This window comes from Frigoribacterium sp. 2355 (genome assembly GCF_054060695.1).
This window is the reverse complement of sequence record NZ_JBSSDL010000009.1, coordinates 78076-95082: the sequence shown is the minus strand read 5'-3', so window position 1 is coordinate 95082 and position 17007 is coordinate 78076. Positions and strand designations below refer to the sequence as shown.

Annotated in this window: 15 protein-coding genes; 7 read left to right on the top strand and 8 right to left on the bottom strand. The window is 73.4% G+C overall.

From position 1 onward, the window contains the following. The first annotated feature begins 54 nt into the window (after positions 1-54). From ACVJ1F_RS11685 to ACVJ1F_RS11675, 3 genes are read left to right on the top strand one after another with little or no spacing between them, the layout of a single operon-like run. A complete protein-coding gene (locus ACVJ1F_RS11685; RefSeq protein ID WP_456886376.1) occupies positions 55-747 on the top strand; it encodes a TetR/AcrR family transcriptional regulator in 693 nt (230 codons plus the stop codon). Beyond that, positions 744-1472, top strand: a complete 729-nt coding sequence (locus ACVJ1F_RS11680; RefSeq protein ID WP_456886374.1) for a hypothetical protein — start codon at positions 744-746, stop codon at positions 1470-1472. Before ACVJ1F_RS11685 ends, ACVJ1F_RS11680 begins: the two co-directional genes overlap by 4 nt. Beyond that, positions 1469-3472, top strand: coding sequence for a YhgE/Pip family protein (locus ACVJ1F_RS11675; protein ID WP_456886372.1), 2004 nt, complete (start codon positions 1469-1471; stop codon positions 3470-3472). Before ACVJ1F_RS11680 ends, ACVJ1F_RS11675 begins: the two co-directional genes overlap by 4 nt. A gap of 78 nt (positions 3473-3550) precedes the next feature. Here the strand turns inward: ACVJ1F_RS11675 and ACVJ1F_RS11670 are convergent, their stop codons facing one another. Continuing rightward, positions 3551-3967 carry a DUF3151 domain-containing protein gene (locus ACVJ1F_RS11670; protein ID WP_456886370.1) on the bottom strand — a complete coding sequence of 139 codons (417 nt, stop codon included), beginning with the start codon at positions 3965-3967 and terminating at the stop codon, positions 3551-3553. A gap of 143 nt (positions 3968-4110) precedes the next feature. On the opposite strand from ACVJ1F_RS11670, the gene ACVJ1F_RS11665 reads away from it, so the two are divergent. Genes ACVJ1F_RS11665 through ACVJ1F_RS11655 form a run of 3 tightly spaced genes read left to right on the top strand, consistent with a single transcriptional unit; the run spans position 4111 to position 7304 of the window. Then, positions 4111-5271 (top strand): glycosyltransferase, encoded by a 1161-nt coding sequence (locus ACVJ1F_RS11665; RefSeq protein WP_456886368.1) that lies wholly within the window; start codon positions 4111-4113, stop codon positions 5269-5271. Between the two features lie 51 nt (positions 5272-5322). Then, the gene (locus ACVJ1F_RS11660; protein ID WP_456886367.1) at positions 5323-6729 is read left to right on the top strand and encodes a polysaccharide biosynthesis tyrosine autokinase; all 1407 of its coding nucleotides are present in this window, start codon (positions 5323-5325) and stop codon (positions 6727-6729) included. Beyond that, complete coding sequence (locus ACVJ1F_RS11655; RefSeq protein ID WP_456886366.1) at positions 6726-7304, top strand: arsenate reductase/protein-tyrosine-phosphatase family protein; 579 nt, start codon at positions 6726-6728, stop codon at positions 7302-7304. The genes ACVJ1F_RS11660 and ACVJ1F_RS11655 overlap by 4 nt, the downstream gene beginning before the upstream one ends. Before the next feature lie 118 nt (positions 7305-7422). Here the strand turns inward: ACVJ1F_RS11655 and ACVJ1F_RS11650 are convergent, their stop codons facing one another. The 5 genes from ACVJ1F_RS11650 to ACVJ1F_RS11630 form a co-directional block, all read right to left on the bottom strand. Further along, positions 7423-8781, bottom strand: coding sequence for an O-antigen ligase family protein (locus ACVJ1F_RS11650; protein WP_456886364.1), 1359 nt, complete (start codon positions 8779-8781; stop codon positions 7423-7425). After that, positions 8778-10067 (bottom strand): hypothetical protein, encoded by a 1290-nt coding sequence (locus ACVJ1F_RS11645; protein ID WP_456886362.1) that lies wholly within the window; start codon positions 10065-10067, stop codon positions 8778-8780. Before ACVJ1F_RS11645 ends, ACVJ1F_RS11650 begins: the two co-directional genes overlap by 4 nt. Further along, the gene (locus tag ACVJ1F_RS11640; RefSeq protein WP_456886361.1) at positions 10064-11194 is read right to left on the bottom strand and encodes a glycosyltransferase; all 1131 of its coding nucleotides are present in this window, start codon (positions 11192-11194) and stop codon (positions 10064-10066) included. The genes ACVJ1F_RS11645 and ACVJ1F_RS11640 overlap by 4 nt, the downstream gene beginning before the upstream one ends. Continuing rightward, positions 11191-12303 (bottom strand): glycosyltransferase, encoded by a 1113-nt coding sequence (locus ACVJ1F_RS11635; protein WP_456886360.1) that lies wholly within the window; start codon positions 12301-12303, stop codon positions 11191-11193. The genes ACVJ1F_RS11640 and ACVJ1F_RS11635 overlap by 4 nt, the downstream gene beginning before the upstream one ends. A 110-nt stretch (positions 12304-12413) precedes the next feature. Next, positions 12414-13058, bottom strand: coding sequence for a TrmH family RNA methyltransferase (locus ACVJ1F_RS11630; protein ID WP_456886358.1), 645 nt, complete (start codon positions 13056-13058; stop codon positions 12414-12416). Positions 13059-13132: 74 nt separating this feature from the next. On the opposite strand from ACVJ1F_RS11630, the gene ACVJ1F_RS11625 reads away from it, so the two are divergent. After that, positions 13133-13945 carry an HAD-IIA family hydrolase gene (locus ACVJ1F_RS11625; RefSeq protein WP_055978234.1) on the top strand — a complete coding sequence of 271 codons (813 nt, stop codon included), beginning with the start codon at positions 13133-13135 and terminating at the stop codon, positions 13943-13945. A 36-nt stretch (positions 13946-13981) separates the two neighbouring features. Here ACVJ1F_RS11625 and ACVJ1F_RS11620 read toward each other — a convergent pair whose 3' ends face one another. Together ACVJ1F_RS11620 and pyrE are read right to left on the bottom strand one after the other, a co-directional pair. Further along, positions 13982-16357: a septum formation family protein gene (locus ACVJ1F_RS11620; protein ID WP_456886356.1), complete on the bottom strand. Its 2376-nt coding sequence runs from the start codon at positions 16355-16357 to the stop codon at positions 13982-13984. Further along, a complete protein-coding gene (gene pyrE / locus ACVJ1F_RS11615) occupies positions 16354-16905 on the bottom strand; it encodes an orotate phosphoribosyltransferase (RefSeq protein WP_055978230.1) in 552 nt (183 codons plus the stop codon). The genes ACVJ1F_RS11620 and pyrE overlap by 4 nt, the downstream gene beginning before the upstream one ends. Positions 16906-17007: the final 102 nt, after the last annotated feature.

Here is a 17007-nt window from a genome sequence, read left to right as displayed (position 1 = left end):
ACCGCGGTGCCGAGATAAGTTGCACAAAGGTGTGCAAGATCGTACGATCAGGGCATGCCTGCCGCCGATCCCCTCGTCCGCGCCACCCGGGCGCCACGCCGAGATGCCACCGCGAACCGCGATGCGCTGATCTCCGCCGCGGCATTGCTGCTCAACCGCGACCCGTCGGTGTCGCTCGAGGCCATCGCCGCCGAGGCGGGCCTGTCGCGTCGATCGGTCTACGGCCACTTCGCCACGCGGGACGACCTGGTGCGCGAGGTCAGCCTCCGAGGCGCCGCCCGCATCGCCGTCGCCGCTCGACCCGCCCCGATCGCGGACCCGGTCGTGCAGCTCGCCTCCCTGGCCGCCCTGCTCTGGGCCGAGGTCGAGCACGTGCGGGTCATGGCCCAGCTGACCGTGCGCGGCCCCATGGCCCACGAGGTCGGTGAGGCCCTCGCCCCGCTGCGGAAGGCCGTGCGCGACGTCGTGCGGCGCGGCGTCGAGTCCGGACGCATGCGCGACGACATCGCTCCGCGCACGCTCGCGCACCTCGTCGAGGGCGCCGCTCTGTCGGTGCTCGACGAGGCCACGACGCAGCGGCTCAGCCGCTCCGAGGGCCACCGACTGGTCATGCTCGCGGTGCTCGGCGTCGTCGGCCTCGACTGGCGCACCGCCGGCGACCTCGTCGCGACCGCCCCCGAACTCGCGCTCCCTCCCGAACAGGCGACCGGCGCCTCCTCGATGCCCCCGACCGGAGAACCCGCATGAGACTCGAACTGCACGACGTCGCGATCGGCGACGGCCCCGGCGCGGCACTCCCCCGGCTCAGCGCGGTCGCCGACCGCTGGGTCCCGGGCTTCGTCGCGGTCGAGACCGAGAACGCGCCCACCCTGGCGTCACTCGTCGCGGGGGGCCGCATGCGCCCCGAGACCGGACGGGTGACGATCGACGGTCGGGCGGACGACGCGGCGATCCGCGCCTCCTTCGCCCTCGTCGACACCCCCACCGTCGCCGAACCGTTCGCGGCCCTCACGGTCGTCCAGGTCGCCCGCGAAGAGCTCGCCCTCGCCGGGCTCCGCGCCGACAAGGCCTCGGCTCGTCTGCTGCTCGAGGAGATCGGGCTGGACGAGCACGAGCGGACCCGCCTGAGCGCCCTGCCCACCGAGCTGCGCGTCCGCCTGCTCTGCGAGTTGGCGGTGCTGCGCCCGGAGGTGCGCGGGCTGGTCGTGACTACCCCCGAACGACACGGAGGCGACGTCGCCGCCTGGCTCTCGGTCGTCCACGACCTCGTCGGCCGCGACTACACCGTGTTGACCATCACCGGGTTCGCGGCCCTCGCGACGATCGAGTCGCTGCCCACGCCCGAGTTCGCCCCGGCCGCCGCGGCCGGGACCGACGCCGTACCCGAGACCGACACCGCGCCTCCTTCCTCCCCCGACGACACCGCGGTCGCCACCACCCCCGACACCTCCGTCGAAAGCGACCAGCCGTGAAGATCTACGCCCTCGTCCGTTCCGAGCTGCAGCGCCTCACCGCCACCCCGCTCGCCCGCCTGGCACTCGTCGCGCTGATGACCGTGCCGCTGCTCTACGGCGGCCTGTACCTCTGGGCCAACCAGGACCCCTACGCCAAGCTCGACCAGATCCCGGCCGCCCTCGTCAACACCGACGCGGGCACCACGGTCGACGGCGAGACGGTGAACTACGGCGACGAGGTCACCGACCAGATCACCGACGGCGGCGACTTCGACTGGCACGTCGTCTCGGCCGCCCAGGCCGCAGCGGGGCTGCGCGACCAGACCTACGACTTCACCTTCACGATCCCGAAGGGCTTCAGCGACGACCTCACCTCGGCGAGCGGCGACGACCCGAAGCGGGCCCAGATCACCCTCGCGACCAGCGACGTCAACAGCTACCTCTCGTCCACGATCGCCGAGCAGGCGGCGAAGACCATCCGGGCCTCGGTCACCGAGAAGGTCGGCAAGGAGGCGGCGGGCCGCCTGCTGGTCGGCCTGGCCGACGTGCGCACGAACCTGGGCAGCGCGGTCGACGGGGCCAACGAGCTCGTCGCCGGCACCGGTTCGGCCGTCGCCGGCGCGAACCAGCTGGCCGACGGTGCGGCCGACGCGGCGACCGGGGCCCACACCCTCGCCGACGGGACGAGCCAGCTCAGCTCGGGGGCGTCCGCGCTGGACACGGGATTGCAGACGCTGAAGACCCAGACGACGGACCTGCCCGCGCAGACCCAGACCCTGGCGGACGGTGCCGCCCAGGTGGCGGCCGGCAACGATGCCCTGGCCACCGGCGTGGCCGACGCGGCCGCGACGAGCGCGACGGCCGCGGCCGGCCTGCCCGCCGCGCAGCAGCAGGCGCAGCAGCAGATCGCCGAAGCCCTGCGCCAGCAGGGTTACACCGACGAGCAGATCCAGCAGATCGCCGCGACCTTCGCCCCCGCGACCGCGTCGCTGACCACCGCCCTCCAGGACGCGAACACCCAGATCCAGGGGCTGAACACCCAGGTGGGGCAGCTCGCCACGGGGGCCGACCAGGTCTCGACCGGGGCCGCGACCCTGGCCGCCGCCACACCGGCCCTGACCCAGGGCATCTCGTCGGCCGCGACCGGCTCGTCGCAACTGGCCACGGGCGCGGCGAGCGCCGCCACGGGCGCCTCGACCCTCGCGACCGGTCTCGACACCCTGAGCAGCGGGTCGACCTCGCTGCGCGACGGCGTCGTCAGCCTCGACACCGGCACCACCCAGCTCCGCGACGGACTGCAGAGCGGACTCGGCGAGATCCCCGCGAGCACCGACCGGACGCGCGACGACCAGGCGAGCGCCATCAGCGACCCGGTCGCGGTCAAGGACGCCGCCCTCACGAGCGCCGGCACCTACGGCGCGGGACTCGCGCCGTTCTTCATCAGCCTCGCGGCCTGGATCGGCATGTACGCGCTGTTCCTGATCGTGAAGCCGATCTCGAAGCGGGCCATCACGGCCGTCAAGGCCCCGGTGCGCATCTCGCTGGCCGGCTGGTTGGCCCCGGTCGTGCTCGGCGTCGTCCAGATGGTGGCGCTCTACGTCATCGTCACCCAGGCGCTCGGCTTCGAGGTCGCCCACCCGCTCGGCATGATCGGGCTGATGGCCCTCGCCTCGGCGGCGTTCGCGGCGATCATCATGACGCTCAACGTCTGGCTCGGCAGCGTCGGGCAGTTCCTCGGCCTCGTGCTGATGGTCGTGCAGCTCGTCACGGCCGGTGGCACGTTCCCGTGGCAGACCCTGCCCGCCCCGCTCGCGGCCCTGCACTTCGTGCTGCCGATGAGCTACGCCACCGACGGTCTGCGCCAGGTCATGTACGGCGGCAGCTCGGCCGCGGCCTGGGGCGACGCCGGCGTCCTGGCGGCCTGGCTGCTCGGAGCGCTCGTGCTGAGCTGGGTGGCGACCTCCCGCATGACGCGGGCGCGGACGTTGCGCGACCTGCGGCCCTCGCTGATCGGCTGAGACCGGCCGACGCCGGGAACGCAGGAGGCGCGGGTCGGGTGACCCGCGCCTCCTGCGCTCCCGAGACGGTCGCCCCGGTCAGCCCGCCTGCGCCTCGAGCGTCGGCAGCACGCTCGGATCGGCGTCGGCGAGGAACGTCGTCAGACGTTCGACCTCGTCGACCTCGCCGATGGCGGCCGCACCTCGACGGAGGGCGAAGAGGGACCGCAGCACGCCCCGGTTGGGCTCGTGCGACCACGGCACGGGGCCCTGCCCGCGCCACCCCGCCTTGCGCAGGGCGTCGAGCCCGCGGTGGTAGCCGACCCGGGCATAGGCGTAGGCCTCGAGCCGGGCGCCGCGGGCGTCGGCCTCGTCGCTGAGCAGGGCCCAGGCGAGCGACGACGTGGGGTGGGCGACGACGACCTCGGCCGTCGTCAGCGTCTCGAGGTCGGCGACGACGTCGGGTTCGGCGGGCAGGCGGGTCTCGGGCACGCCGAGCAGGTTCGTTGAGGTCATCCCCCCATCATCCCCGACGCCCGTCCCGGGGACCGTCCGGACCCTGGTATAACTCGTTTCGTCGTGCAATACTGAGATATCACACACGGCTATCGGCTGTGTCGGGCGCCACGGTGCCCGTGAGCTCTCGACGAAAGACCACCGTGCCCACGACCCGAACGCGCCGCGCCGCCCTCGACTCCCCCGCCCTCCTGGCGTACCCGATGCACGGCCAGCGCAAGCTGCTCGACGAGGGTTACCGCACCCGGGACGGTCACCTGATCGAGTGGCTCGGTCACGACCTCGCGGCCCGTGGCGGGGTGACCGTCGTCTCGAGGCCGGAGCCCCTGGTGACCTCGATCGCGCGCCGTCGCCCGATCGGGGCACCGGCCGCCGGCACCCGGTCGGTCGACGCGATCACGCTCCGAGCACCCGATCCGCGCGATCGACGACGATGGTGGGTCGCGTCCGCCCGCGCCTACCCCTCGTTGCCGCCGTCGGCGGCATCCGTGCCGGCCCTCGTCTGGAACCCCTTCGCCGCCGTCGCCCCGGTCGCGGCCAATCCCTTCGCCGGTCGCCGGCGGGTCGTCCTCGACCTGCTCGACGACTGGAGCAAGCACTACGCCTTCGAGAGCATCCGTGCCGAGGTCGACGAGGCCTACGCCGCCGCCTTCGCCCGCGCCGACGTCGTCACGGCCAACGGCGCGGGCACCGCCGCCCTCGCCCGGCGGCACGGACGCGCCGACGTCGTCCTGCTGCCCAACGGATGCGACCCCCACCGCTTCGACGGCACGAGCCGGGCGACCGGCCCGACCACCGTCGGCTACGTGGGCAAGATCGGGCGGAGGCTCGACCTCGACGGCATCCTGACGACCGTCACCGCCCTGCCCCACGTGTCGTTCGTGTTCGCCGGCCCCGTACTGGACGCCGAGTACGGGGTACTGGCCGATTCGCCCAACGTCACCCTGCTGGGCGACGTGCACTACGACCGCGTGCCGGCCCTGCTGCAGACCTTCGACGTCGGCTGGGTGCCCCACCACGTCGGCGAGCGCGAGGTCGGCGGCGACGTCATCAAGACCTACGAGTACCGCGCGGCGGGTCTGCCCGTCCTCAGCACGGCCGTCTGCGGCATCGAGGCGCGCGGCCTGGACGGCGTGACGGTCGCCGACACCGCCGAGCACGCCTCGGTCCTCGCCGCACTCGCCGCGAGCTCCGACGGGCGGGTGCCTCGGCTCCCCGGTGCCATCCCTCCCGACGCCACGTGGCGGCAGAAGGCCGATGTCGTCCGCGACGCGCTCCGCCTGCCGGCCCGTCGACCGTCCTAGACCCGATCAGTCCCCGACCCGACACCACGCCGTTCAGCAGGGAAGAACTCCATGGAACTCAAGACCTTCATCACCGTCGTCCGGACGCGGTGGGTCCTCATCGTCGTCGTGACCCTGAGCGCCGTGCTGCTCGGGGCGACCGCGTCACTCGCGACGGCGAAGTCGTACTCGTCGTCGACCCAGCTCTTCGTCTCGGTCTCGTCGATCGGCTCGTCGGACGCCGGCGACCTCGTCCAGGGCAGCAGCGCCGCGCAGGCCAAGGTGCGCTCCTACGTGTCCGTCGTCACGTCGGGTCGGGTGCTCGAACCCGTCATCGCCGATCTCGGGCTCGACACCACGCCGGCCGGGCTCGCCTCGAAGATCTCGGCCTCCAGCCCGGTCAACACGTCCTTGATCGACATCTCGGTCACCGACGGTGACCCCGCCCAGGCCGCACGACTCGCCGACGCCGTGGCCACGAGCTTCGAGACGGTGGTCGAAGAGCAGCTCGAACAACCTGTGGGCGGCGGCAGCGGGCTGGTCACCGTCGAGTCCATCGACGGTCCCGTCGTGCCGACGAGCCCGGCCAACCCCAAGCCGGTCCTCTGGATCGGTCTGGCCCTCGGCCTGGGCCTCCTGTCGGGTACGGCCCTGGCCCTCCTCCGCAACACCCTCGACACGCGCATCCGCAGCAAGGCCGACGTCGAGGGGGTGACGAACGCGCCGTTGCTCGGTGGCATCGGCTTCCACACAGAAGCCTCCTCGGCCCCGCTGGTCGTCAACAACGATCCCCGCAGCCCCCTCGCCGAGTCCTACCGCGCCCTCCGCACCAACCTCCAGTTCGTCTCGTTCGAAGGACGCAGCCGCACGTTCATCGTCACGTCGGCCATGCCCGGCGAGGGCAAGTCGACGACGGCGGCGAACCTGGCCGTCTGCCTGGCCGAGACCGGCGCCTCCGTGCTTCTCGTCGACGCCGACCTGCGCCGGCCCCGCGTCGCCGAGGTCATGGGTCTCGAGGGTGCGGTCGGACTGACCGACCTGCTCGTCGGGCGGGCAGAACTCGTCGACGTCGTGCAGCCGTGGGGGCGCCTGGGCCTCCACGTGCTGCCCTCGGGCACCGTTCCCCCGAACCCGAGCGAACTGCTCGGCTCGCTCGCCATGGCGAGCCTCGTCTCGACGGTCGAGGTCGACTACGACTTCGTCATCATCGACACCCCGCCCCTGCTGCCGGTGACCGACGCCGCCGTCCTCAGCCGCTGCGTGAGTGGCGTGATCGTGGTGAGTGCCGCCCAGCGATCATCGCGCCACCAGCTGAAGCAGGCCCTCGCCGCCGTCTCCGAGATCGGCAGCCGCACCCTGGGGGTCGTGCTCACGATGGCCCCGACGAAGGGCCTAGGTGCCTACGGGTACGGCGCCTACGGGGGCTACTACGGTTCGGTGACCGAGAACCCGGCCCCTGCCTCGGCGGCGGCCCGATGAGCGTCCCACCCCTGGCGATGGTGTGCACCGGGAACATCTGCCGCTCACCGCTGGCCGCCGAACTCGTGCGCAGTGCCACCTCGGCGGCCGTCGAGAGCTTCGGGACGTCCGCTGTGGTGGGCGAACCGCCTCCCCGCCCCACCCTGCAGGCCGCCGAGTCCCTCGGACTGGACCTGTCGGCCCATCGTGCCCGTCAGCTCACGGCCGAAGTCGTTGACCCCGCTCCCCTCGTCCTGGCGCTCGCCCGGGAGCACCGCCGAGCCGTCGTGTCGTTGGTACCGAGGGCGAACCGCAAGACCTTCACCCTGCGGGAGTTCGCACGCCTGAGCCGTCTCGTCGATCCCCACGAGACGGCTCAGGCGATCGCATCGGCCCCGGACCCCGCCAGCCGTCTGCACCGGGTCGTCGCCCTCGCGGCGGCGCACCGCGGCTCCGGCGTCCTCGTCACGCCCGACGAGGACGACGTCGTCGACCCGTTCGGGCTCGGAGCCGACGTGTACGCGAAGTCGACCGCCCAGATCGTCGACGCGACGAACGACGTCGTCGCCTATCTCGGGCGTGCCCTGAGAGCCTGACTCCGCCCCGACCGCCTGCGGCCAAGCGCCCCGACGACCATGTCGTCGAGGCGCTTCGTCGTGGGCCGGGATGAACGCGCGGCAGGGACGACCACGCGTCGGCGACGGTCCCGCTGGCTCAGCGGACTGCCGTGACGGTGCCGCCGACGACACCGGGCCGGTCCGACGAGGCGTGCGGCACGCGGTCGTCCCGACCCCGGTCGTCGCGAGCCCGATGCGACCCGGACGGGTCCATCGCGGCTCGGTCGTCGCCCGGACGGTCCTGCAAGGCGCAGAAGGCCCAGAGCATCGCGGACGTCGAGAACCAGACGAGGTAGTCGAACGAGAACAGCGTGACGACCATCACGACGAGGACCGCCCGCCCCACGCGGGAGGCATGGACGAACCCGATCACGAGCGCGGCGACCAACGAGGCGACTCCGGCGAGGCCGAACGTGGCGAGCGTCGTCACGACCTGGTTGTCCACGATCGTGAACCCCTCCTGGGGCAGGAGCCCACGGGCGTACAGCTCGGGCTCGCTACCGAAGCCGCTGCCGACCACCGCCTCGAGCACGGGCCGTCCGAGGAGGCCCGGCACCGACCGGACCGCCCCCATCCTGTTCTCGTACGAGCCCGAGGTCACGAGCGTCCCGACCGCCTCGACGATCTCGGACGCCAGGGCGGCGGCGCCCGCGACGGCCGCGAGCCCCGTCAGGACGATCTTCGTGGCCCGGGACCGTGCCTCGGAGGTCATCAGGACGTAGGTCATGGCGAGGAGGACGGCGGCGACGACGCTTCGGCTTCCCGACAGCAGGATGCCCGCCGACAGCACGAGGACGGCGACCGGCGGGAACCAGACGGGGAAGGTCCGCCGCGCGACGAGGACGAGGACCAGGCAGACCGCGAGGAACACGGCATACGGGATGGGGTGCCCGAGGGTGCCCTCGACCCGGACGAGACCACCGGGCAGGATCTTGTTGTCGCTGACGAACGATCGGCCCGTCGCGAGGACCTTGTACCCGAAGGGGAACGGACGGTGCGTGACGGTGAGCTCGACCACCCCCATCACCACCTGGACGAGTCCCAGCGCGACGAGCCCGCGGACGAACACCGTGACGTCACGGGACGACGACGACGCCACGAGCCATGAGATCGCGACCCCGATCGCCGCGAGCTCGGCCATGAGCACGATCGTCGACGGGGCGAGCACCAGCACGCAGACGATCGAGAGGGCGAAGAACGCAGCCGTCGCCAGCGTGGCCCGAGGGCGGCCGACGGTCCACGACCGGGGCGAGACGAGTGCCGCCCCGGAGACTCCGACCGCAGCGGCCACGGCGGCGTGTCGGACGATGTCGGGCGCGGAACCCGACGTCGTCGAGACGAGGACGACGAAGGCGACGACGAGCGCCGCACCCCGGCGCCGGTCGGCCGGCAGGAGGAGTCCGCCGACGAACGCGACGAGGGCCGCCGCGACGGCACCGGCGAGGACGACGATCATCGTTCGACCTCCCCACGAGGGTGCGGATGCGACGGATCGACCGGGGCGGGCACGGTCATGGGCTCCAACGGCGACCCGGGCTCGGCTCGGCCCGCCCGCGCGAGGACGACGAGCTGGACGACGAGCCCCACGGTCTCGGCCAGGACGAGTGCCGACACGGCACCCAGCGCGCCCAGGTGGACCCCGAGCACGAGGACTCCCGGAACGCCGACGGCGGCCGAGCCGATCGACGCCGTCGTCGTCTGGGCGTGACGCCCCGCACTGACCAGGGCGAGACCGGCACCACGAGACGCGCAGACGACGGCGATGAGCACGCCGCCCGCCACCGCGAGGCCGGGCGGCACCGGGACGGTCCCCGTGAAGAGGACGCCGGCGACGGACGGCATGGTCGTCGCGAAACCGACCCCGACGACGAGACCGAGCCCTGCGTTCATCCCCAGGGAGCCCAGGCTGCGACGATGCGCGAGTTCGGCGGAGGGCACGCCCACCCAGGTCTGGAGGCGGTCGGGGATCGCGGACACGACCTGCAGCCCCATGCGCAGCGGCCGGTCCACCGCCGCGAATCCGGCCACGGAACCGGGAGAGACCACGCCCAACAAGGCCACGGGCAGGGACTTGTAGGTCGTCGCCACGCCCCGCCCGACCACGAGGACGAGCTGGGAGCGCACGACGGCCGGGACGGCGCGGAAGTCACGCGCTCCGGGCGGACGGGCCCCGCCGAGACGAGGCGACACCGCGAAGGTGACGACGGCCGCGACGACCATGCCGGCGCCGTAGACCTCGAGCGGTGCACCGGCCGCGATCGCGACGGCCGACACCAGCGAGACCAACACGCGCGGCACGGTCTCGGCGAGGAGGACCAACAGCGGGCGCCCGAGGCCGATGAAATACCAGGTCGGGCTGAGCGCTCCGAGGGCGACCCCTACCGAGACGAGTGCGGCAGCAGTGCGGTGCTCGTCCACGACCACGACCACGAGCGTGACGGCCGCCGCGACGGGCAGCAGGATCGCGGTGGCGACGAGCTTGCTGGCCGCTGCCGCGGCGAAGAGGTCGGCGGGTGGCCGGGTGCCCCGGGCGACGCGTTGCGGGCCCACGATGCCCCACCCGAGTTCGGCGACGACCGCCGTGGCGACGCCGACGGAGAGGCCGACGGCCACCGCCGCCCAGCCCGACGCCCCGTGGGTCGAGGTCACCGCGGGGATGACGGCCAACGGCGCGGCCGCGCTGAGGGCCGGCACGAGCAGATGGAGGGCGAGACGGCCGACCTGGCGCCCGAGTCGCCTCACGAGCGGAGCCGACCCGGGCCGAGGGCCGACAGGTGGTCGGTGAACCGGTCGTACGATCGCCGCACCAGGGCCTCGAGGCGCACGGCGACGTCGCGGGGCGCCTCGATCTCGTCGGCCGATCGGGCCGCCACCAGGGCCTCGGCGATCGAGGAGGCGCTGGCCGGCTCGGTCTGGACGAGCAGGTCCCCCACCTCGCGTCCGATGTCGTCGAGGGCGCTCGATCGCTGGGTGACGACGGTCCGACCGCACGCCAGCCCCTGCCAGACCTTGTTCGCCACGACGCCGCGGGCCTTGGCCGAGGAGCCGAAGACCCCGAGGACGACGTCGGCCCGGGCGATGTGGGCGAGGAGTTCACTCTCGGGCACCGCGTCGACGAAGGTGCACCGGTCGCCGAGGCCCGCTCGCCGGACGCGCGTCTCGACGGCTCGGCGGGCGGGACCGTCGCCGACGAGGACGACCTCGACCCGGCGACGCGCCCCGACCAGAGCGAGGGCGTCGACGACGAGGTCGACGCCGTGGAGGGGGATGTAACCCCCGTAGTACAGCACCCGAAGGGCGTCGTGAGGCGGAGCGGGCGGCTGCCGGGTGGCCCAGGCCGGGGCACCGACCGCGAGCGGGAGGACCGCCGCCGAGGGGGCGTGCCGCCGGACGATCGCGGCGGCCCGGGGCTCGGTGTCGATCAGGTAGAGATCCGAACACCTCACGGCCGTGGCGTCGAGCACACGGAGCCGGAGGGCCGCGGGCGATGCCGCCGAGACCCGCCGCCAGTCGTCGACCGCGGTCTCGTGGAGCCCGACGAACCCGTCGACGACGAGGGCGGCGCCGTGCAGCCGGGCGACGAGCCAGGCGAGCGGCGCGTGACTGAGCCGGAACTCGGAGAGCAGCACGACGTCGGCCCGCCGGGCTCCCCGGACGAGCGAGCGGACGTCATCGGTCGCGCGACGCAGCCGACCCGCGGCACGCGACCGCGGCGCGACGACGACCGACGCGCCGAGCTGCCGTTCGAGATGGGCCCGCACGCGGACGTTGCGGGGGTAGCCCGTGTCGTGCACCCCGTACTGGAGGACCCGGAGGGGACCCGCCCCGGGGCGAGGCGCTCGGGTCGGGCGGCCGGACGAGCCGCTCATCGGGCGGCCGCCGTGAGGCCCAGCCGGGACAGACGGTCGACCACGGCGTCGACCGACGCGCCGACGGACAGGAGCGAGGCATTGGCGGCGACGTGGTCCGAGACCCTCCGGCGCAACGCGGGGTCGTCGGTCAGGTCACGGACGGCGGACAGCCACCGGTCGGGTTCACCCACGGGCAGGACGAGTCGTCGTCGTAGATCGGGGTCGGTCACGAGGAGCGGCGCGGCACCGTAGCTGTCGCCCAGCAGGACGGGCACGCCCACGGCGGCGGCCTCGACGGCGCTGCGCCCGAAGGCCTCTCGCGAGGCCGTGCCGACGAAGAGTCCGGCGTCGTCCCACAGCCTCGCCGGGTCGATCCACCCCGGCATGGTCACTCCGTCGGGCAAGGAGGCGCGGAGCCGGCCCTCGAGCGGACCCTGCCCGTGCAGGCGGCCGGGGACGCCTGCACGTGCCGCGAGCTCGACGAACGCCGCAGGCCGCTTGTCGACGTCGAACCGGGCCGCCCAGACGAGAGGCGTGGCGGCCTCGCCCCACGAGCTGCGGGCCGAGAGACGGATGCCGGCCGGGACGAGGTGGGGACGGCGCGCCCTCGCCACCTCGTCGGCGAGGACCGGCGTCGTCGCCCAGACGTCGTCGGCCCCGCGCAGGGCGCGACCCTCGACGAGGCGGAGGGCGACCCGACGGAGGTGCGCCTGCTCACCGGGAGCGGGCCACGGCAGTCCGCGGACCCACGCCACCCAGGGCGTGGACCCGTCACGGCGCAGCCGGGCGAGGGCGACGTCGCTCTGCGTGACGAGCGTGACGACGACGTCCGCGGCATCGGCCTCGGGGGCGCTCGTCACGAGACCGGCGACCTCGTCGACGACCGCGCGCCCGTGCGCGTGCACCGTCACCTCGCGGACGCCGGGGGTGGTCGCGACGGTGCCGCGAGCCGTCGGGCGCAGTCCCACGACGGCCCGCCAGTCGAGCCCCCGGCCCCGCGCTTCGGCGACCAGGTCGTGGGTCGAGCGGTAGACCCCGCTGCGGGCCATCAACGGCGCCGCGACGAGCAGGACCCGGGGCGCCGAGCGGGAGCCGTCGGCGGCGGGGGACGGGGCGGACGACGGCACGGAACACTCTCGCTTCTGTTCGGGAGACAGGAAGTGATCGACCCTCAGACCGATCATCAAGAGTATAGGTGTGAAATATGAGTCAGGTCAACGGTCGACTGGCACGAGGGTCAGAAGCGGTGACGCACGACCCACGAGTGCATCACCACGGCGGCGGCCGCCGCCGCGTTGATGCTGCGCGTCGAGCCGAACTGCGAGATCTCGAGCACGGCCTCGGCCGCCGCGAGCGCGTCGGGCGACAGGCCCGGCCCCTCCTGCCCGAAGACGAGGACGCAGCGCTCGGGCAGGTCGAACGTCTCGATCGGCACGGACCCCTCGACGTTGTCGACGGCGAGGACGGGGAGGCGCTGCTCACGGGCCCACGCCAGGAACGTCTCGACGTCCGGGTGGTGCAGCACGTGCTGGTACCGGTCGGTGACCATCGCCCCGCGCTTGTTCCACCGGCGACGGCCGATGATGTGCACGGTGTCCGCGGCGAAGGCGTTGGCGCTGCGGACGATCGACCCGATGTTCATGTCGTGCTGCCAGTTCTCGACGGCGACGTGGAAGCCGTGCCGGTGCGCGTCGATGTCGGCCACCACGGCCTCCATCGTCCAGTACCGGTAGCGGTCGACCACGTTGCGTCGGTCACCCTCGCGCAGCAGCTCGGGGTCGAAGTGGTCCCCCTCGGGCCAGGCCTCCTCGCCGCCGGGCCAGGGCCCCACCCCGTGCGTCGGTTCGTCGCTCGGCGGGGTCGGGGACTCGTCCTGGGGCATCCGACCAGGGTAGGCGGTGGGTGGAGGCGACCCGCGCCTCCTCGTCGTCAGGGCACCTCGCTAAGGTGAGCGCCATGGGTGCACGCGAAGACGTCGAATGCTGGCTGACCGACATGGACGGCGTGCTCGTCCATGAGAACCACGCCCTGCCCGGCGCGGCCGAACTGATCCAGCAGTGGCAGGACGAGGGCACGCCCTACCTGGTGCTGACGAACAACTCGATCTTCACCCCGCGCGACCTGGCGGCCCGTCTGCGCGCCTCGGGGCTGCACGTTCCCGAGGAGCGCATCTGGACGAGCGCACTCGCCACGGCCGACTTCTGCCGCTCACAGATGCCCGGTGGCTCGGCGTTCGTGATCGGCGAGGCCGGCATGACCACCGCCCTGCACGAGGCGGGGTTCATCATGACCGAGACCAACCCCGACTACGTCGTCGTGGGCGAGACGCGCAACTACTCGTTCGACTCGATCACCAAGGCCGTGCGGCTCATCCTGGGCGGTGCACGCTTCATCGTCACGAACCCTGACGCCACGGGCCCGAGCGCCGACGGCGTGCTGCCCGCGACGGGCGCGATCGCCGCGATGATCTCGAAGGCCACCAACAAGGAGCCCTACGTGGTCGGCAAGCCGAACCCGATGATGTTCCGTTCGGCGATGAACCGCATCGGCGCGCACAGCGAGAACACGGCGATGATCGGCGACCGGATGGACACCGACATCATGGCCGGCATCGAGGCCGGGCTGCACACCATCCTCGTGATGACCGGCATCAGCGATCAGGCCGAGATCGATCGCTACCCGTTCCGGCCGAACGAGATCCTGGCCGGGGTGCACGAACTGGTGCGCAGCGAGCCGATCGAGTCCGACGTGGTGCCGTCCGAGGCCTGAGCCCCCAGCGAAGGAGGCGCGGGCCGCGTCGACGAGTCAGCCCGCGACGGCGACGAGGCTGGTCGTCAGGGGTTCGCCGCCACTTCGGTTGACGAAGCACGAGTACGTGCGGTCGCCGGCGGCCCACGCCTCGGCGTCGGCCGGGAAGCTCGCGAGCAACTGCACGTCGGGGTAGGCCGCGGCGGCCTGCCGGTCGAGTGCGTCCGCGCCCGTGCAGAGCAGGTTCATCTGGCTCTGCAGCACGTCGGCACCCGGGTAGGCGGCCGCCGCGTCACCGTCTAGGGTGCCCAGGCGCGTGAGCTGCGCGACGTGCGGCTGGGCACAGTCGGCGACCTCGTAGTCCTGCTGCCAGGCCGATTCGAACGCCGAGAAGCACTCGCCGCCCTGCAGGTCGGCGTACGAGTGCGTGCCGGCCGCGAGCGGGCCCGCAGGGACGACCTCGGCGGCGGGCTCGACCGGCGCGGCCGTCACGGTCCGGGCCGCGGTCGGCGCCGCGCCGGCGGCGGCCGAAGCGTCGCTCGTCAGGTCGTCGGTCGAGGCGAAGAGCGACCTCGAGATGAAGAAGAGCGCGACCAGCAGCAGCACGATCACGAGCCCGGCGCCCACGCCGGCCACGACCTTGTGCGTCCGAACCCACTCGGCCAGGCCCGCGGTGCGGGTTGTCGTGGCGGGCCTCTCGTCCACCGGACGGGTCTGCGGCACGAACACGCCGGCTCCGCCGACCTCACGGCGCGGCCGCTCGCCCGTCAGAGCCGAGGTGGCGCTCATCGAGACGCCGGGCAGCACCTGCCTGGCATCGGCCCCGGGGGCGTCGACGTCGGCGCGCTCGTCGAGGGCGGAACGAGGAGGCGCGAACAGCGCGGTCGCGGTCGTCACCTCGGCCCCGTCGTCCAGGCCCTCGTCATCGGCGTCCGCATCCGCGTCTGCGTGGGGCGGCTGGTCGGCGTCGGGCACGGGCCCGACCTCGGACGGCGGCACGTCGCCCGAGCCGGACAGCGACCAGGCGGCGGGGACGTCCTCCGCGTTCGTCGCGTGCTCGGGCTCGTGCTCGGGCTCGGGACGCACGCCCCGCGGCTCGACGGCCGCGGTGCCGACGCCTGACGGGACGACACCGAGGATCTCGGTGAAGGTGGGCTCGCGGTCCCCCCTCGAGCCGGAGTCGGCCCGGGGCTCCGGGACGGACGACGCCTCGGTCGTGGGGGACGGCGCCGGCGTCGAGGGGACCGCAGCGACGCCGGGGACGCCGGGCTCGACCCCGCCACGGGAGACCGCCGCGGAGGCAGCGGCCGCAGCAGCTGCGGCCGCCTCGGCCAGACGACGCTCACGCCGCGTCATCTCGTGGTGCTCTTCGACCCACCACGGTGCCTCGACACCGCCCTCGCGGGAATCGACGGCGGGCTCGGGCTCGGGCTGGGACGCCGGCTCGGGCTCGGGCTCGGGCTCGGGCTGGGACGCCGGCTCGGGCTCGGGCTCGGACTCGGGCTCGGGCTGGAACTCCGGCTCGGGCGTTGGCTCGTGCTCTGCTCGGAACTCTGGCTCCACTCGGCGCTCGGACTCGACTTCGGCCTCGGGCCCGGGCGTCGGCTCCGGCTCTGCCGCTGCTTGGAACGTCGGCTCCGCTCGGCGCTCGGGCTCGGGCTCGGGCTCGGGCTCGGGCTCGGACTCGGACTCGGACTCGGACTCGGACTCGGGCTCGGGCTCGGGCTCGGGCTCGGGCTCGGGCTCGGGCTCGGGCTCGGGCTCGGGCTCGGGCTCGGGCAGAGCATCCCAGTCGAAGGTCGCGGGTTCGGCGGACTCGGCCCGGGGTGCCGAGATCAGGGCGGTGAAGGGCCCTGGCTCGTCGCTCACGCCGGTGCGCTCCTCGACGTCGGCGGCACCCGATGCCTGACCGGCGTCACCGGCGTCCGCAGCGGGCTCGGGGCCGGACTGCGGCGACCCGGGTCGCCTCGACTCGGGCTGCGCGGGACTGTCGGGAACGGGCACGGACGACGGAGGCGGAGGCGACACGGACCCCGTCAGCGCTCCGAGGTCGAGCGCCTGGGGGTGGCCTGACGTCTTCGGCGGAGGCGTCCCGGCCGGGGACTCGGGCACGACGAACGGCAGGGGGGTCGGCGTCGGCGGCACCACGGACGAGTCCTCGGACGGCGGCTCGGCACCCGGGTCGACCGGGCGCTCGGCACCGACGTCGTCGCGGGGGACCTCGACGGCGCGCGTGGCCGGCGGCAGGTCGAATGCCTGGGTGGGGACGTCCTCGGGGGCGGTGTCGGGAAGACGACCCGCGCCTCCTGACGGGGTGTCGGTCGCGTCGTCGTCGGCGTCGGCGTCACCGTCGAACTGGGCGGCGAGCCAGTCGCTGGCATCGTCGCGCCCGGCGTCGTCGCCGTCGTCGTCCTTGCGCCGGTCGTCGGTCACGGTGTCAACCCGAGGTCTTCCAGCCCGATCGCGGCGAAGTAGGGGTAGCCGGCCGCCTCGATCACCTCGCGGGCCCCGGTGCTGCGGTCGACGACGACGGCGACGGCGGCGATCTCGGCTCCGACGGCCTCGAGGGCCTTGGCGGCGGCGAGGGGCGAACCGCCGGTCGTCGAGGTGTCCTCGAGCACGATGACGCGCTTGCCCTCGAGGTCGGGCCCCTCGACCTGCTTGCCGCGGCCGTGGTCCTTGGGCTCCTTGCGGACGACGAAGGCGTCGTAGTCCTTGCCGAGCGCCACGCCCTGGTGCAGCACGGCGGCGGCGATCGGGTCGGCGCCCATCGTCAGGCCACCGACCGCGAACACGTCGGGCACCTCGTCGATCAGGTCGACCATGACCCGACCGATCAAGGGCGCGACGCGGTGGTCGAGGCTGACCTTGCGGAGGTCGATGTAGTACGTCGCCTTCTTGCCGCTGGTCAGCGTGAAGTCGCCGTGGAAGACGGCCTCGGAGCCGATGTAGTCGATGAGCTGCGTGCGTGCGTCGGTCACGGTGACCCATGGTAGAGCAGACGGCCCGGGAACACCGGGGCGGGCGGATCGGGCCCGACCCCCCGTCGGCCGACGACGGCCGCCTCGAACCACGCCCGGGCC

Excerpts from the sequence above, each read along its gene's own strand:
- ACVJ1F_RS11670 (WP_456886370.1), bottom strand. The coding sequence starts at position 3,967 with ATGACCTCAACGAACCTGCTCGGCGTGCCCGAGACCCGCCTGCCCGCC.
- ACVJ1F_RS11685 (WP_456886376.1), top strand. The coding sequence starts at position 55 with ATGCCTGCCGCCGATCCCCTCGTCCGCGCCACCCGGGCGCCACGCCGA.
- ACVJ1F_RS11625 (WP_055978234.1), top strand. The coding sequence starts at position 13,133 with ATGGGTGCACGCGAAGACGTCGAATGCTGGCTGACCGACATGGACGGC.
- ACVJ1F_RS11680 (WP_456886374.1), top strand. The coding sequence starts at position 744 with ATGAGACTCGAACTGCACGACGTCGCGATCGGCGACGGCCCCGGCGCG.
- ACVJ1F_RS11655 (WP_456886366.1), top strand. The coding sequence starts at position 6,726 with ATGAGCGTCCCACCCCTGGCGATGGTGTGCACCGGGAACATCTGCCGC.
- ACVJ1F_RS11650 (WP_456886364.1), bottom strand. The coding sequence starts at position 8,781 with ATGATCGTCGTCCTCGCCGGTGCCGTCGCGGCGGCCCTCGTCGCGTTC.
- ACVJ1F_RS11630 (WP_456886358.1), bottom strand. The coding sequence starts at position 13,058 with ATGCCCCAGGACGAGTCCCCGACCCCGCCGAGCGACGAACCGACGCAC.
- ACVJ1F_RS11660 (WP_456886367.1), top strand. The coding sequence starts at position 5,323 with ATGGAACTCAAGACCTTCATCACCGTCGTCCGGACGCGGTGGGTCCTC.
- ACVJ1F_RS11640 (WP_456886361.1), bottom strand. The coding sequence starts at position 11,194 with ATGAGCGGCTCGTCCGGCCGCCCGACCCGAGCGCCTCGCCCCGGGGCG.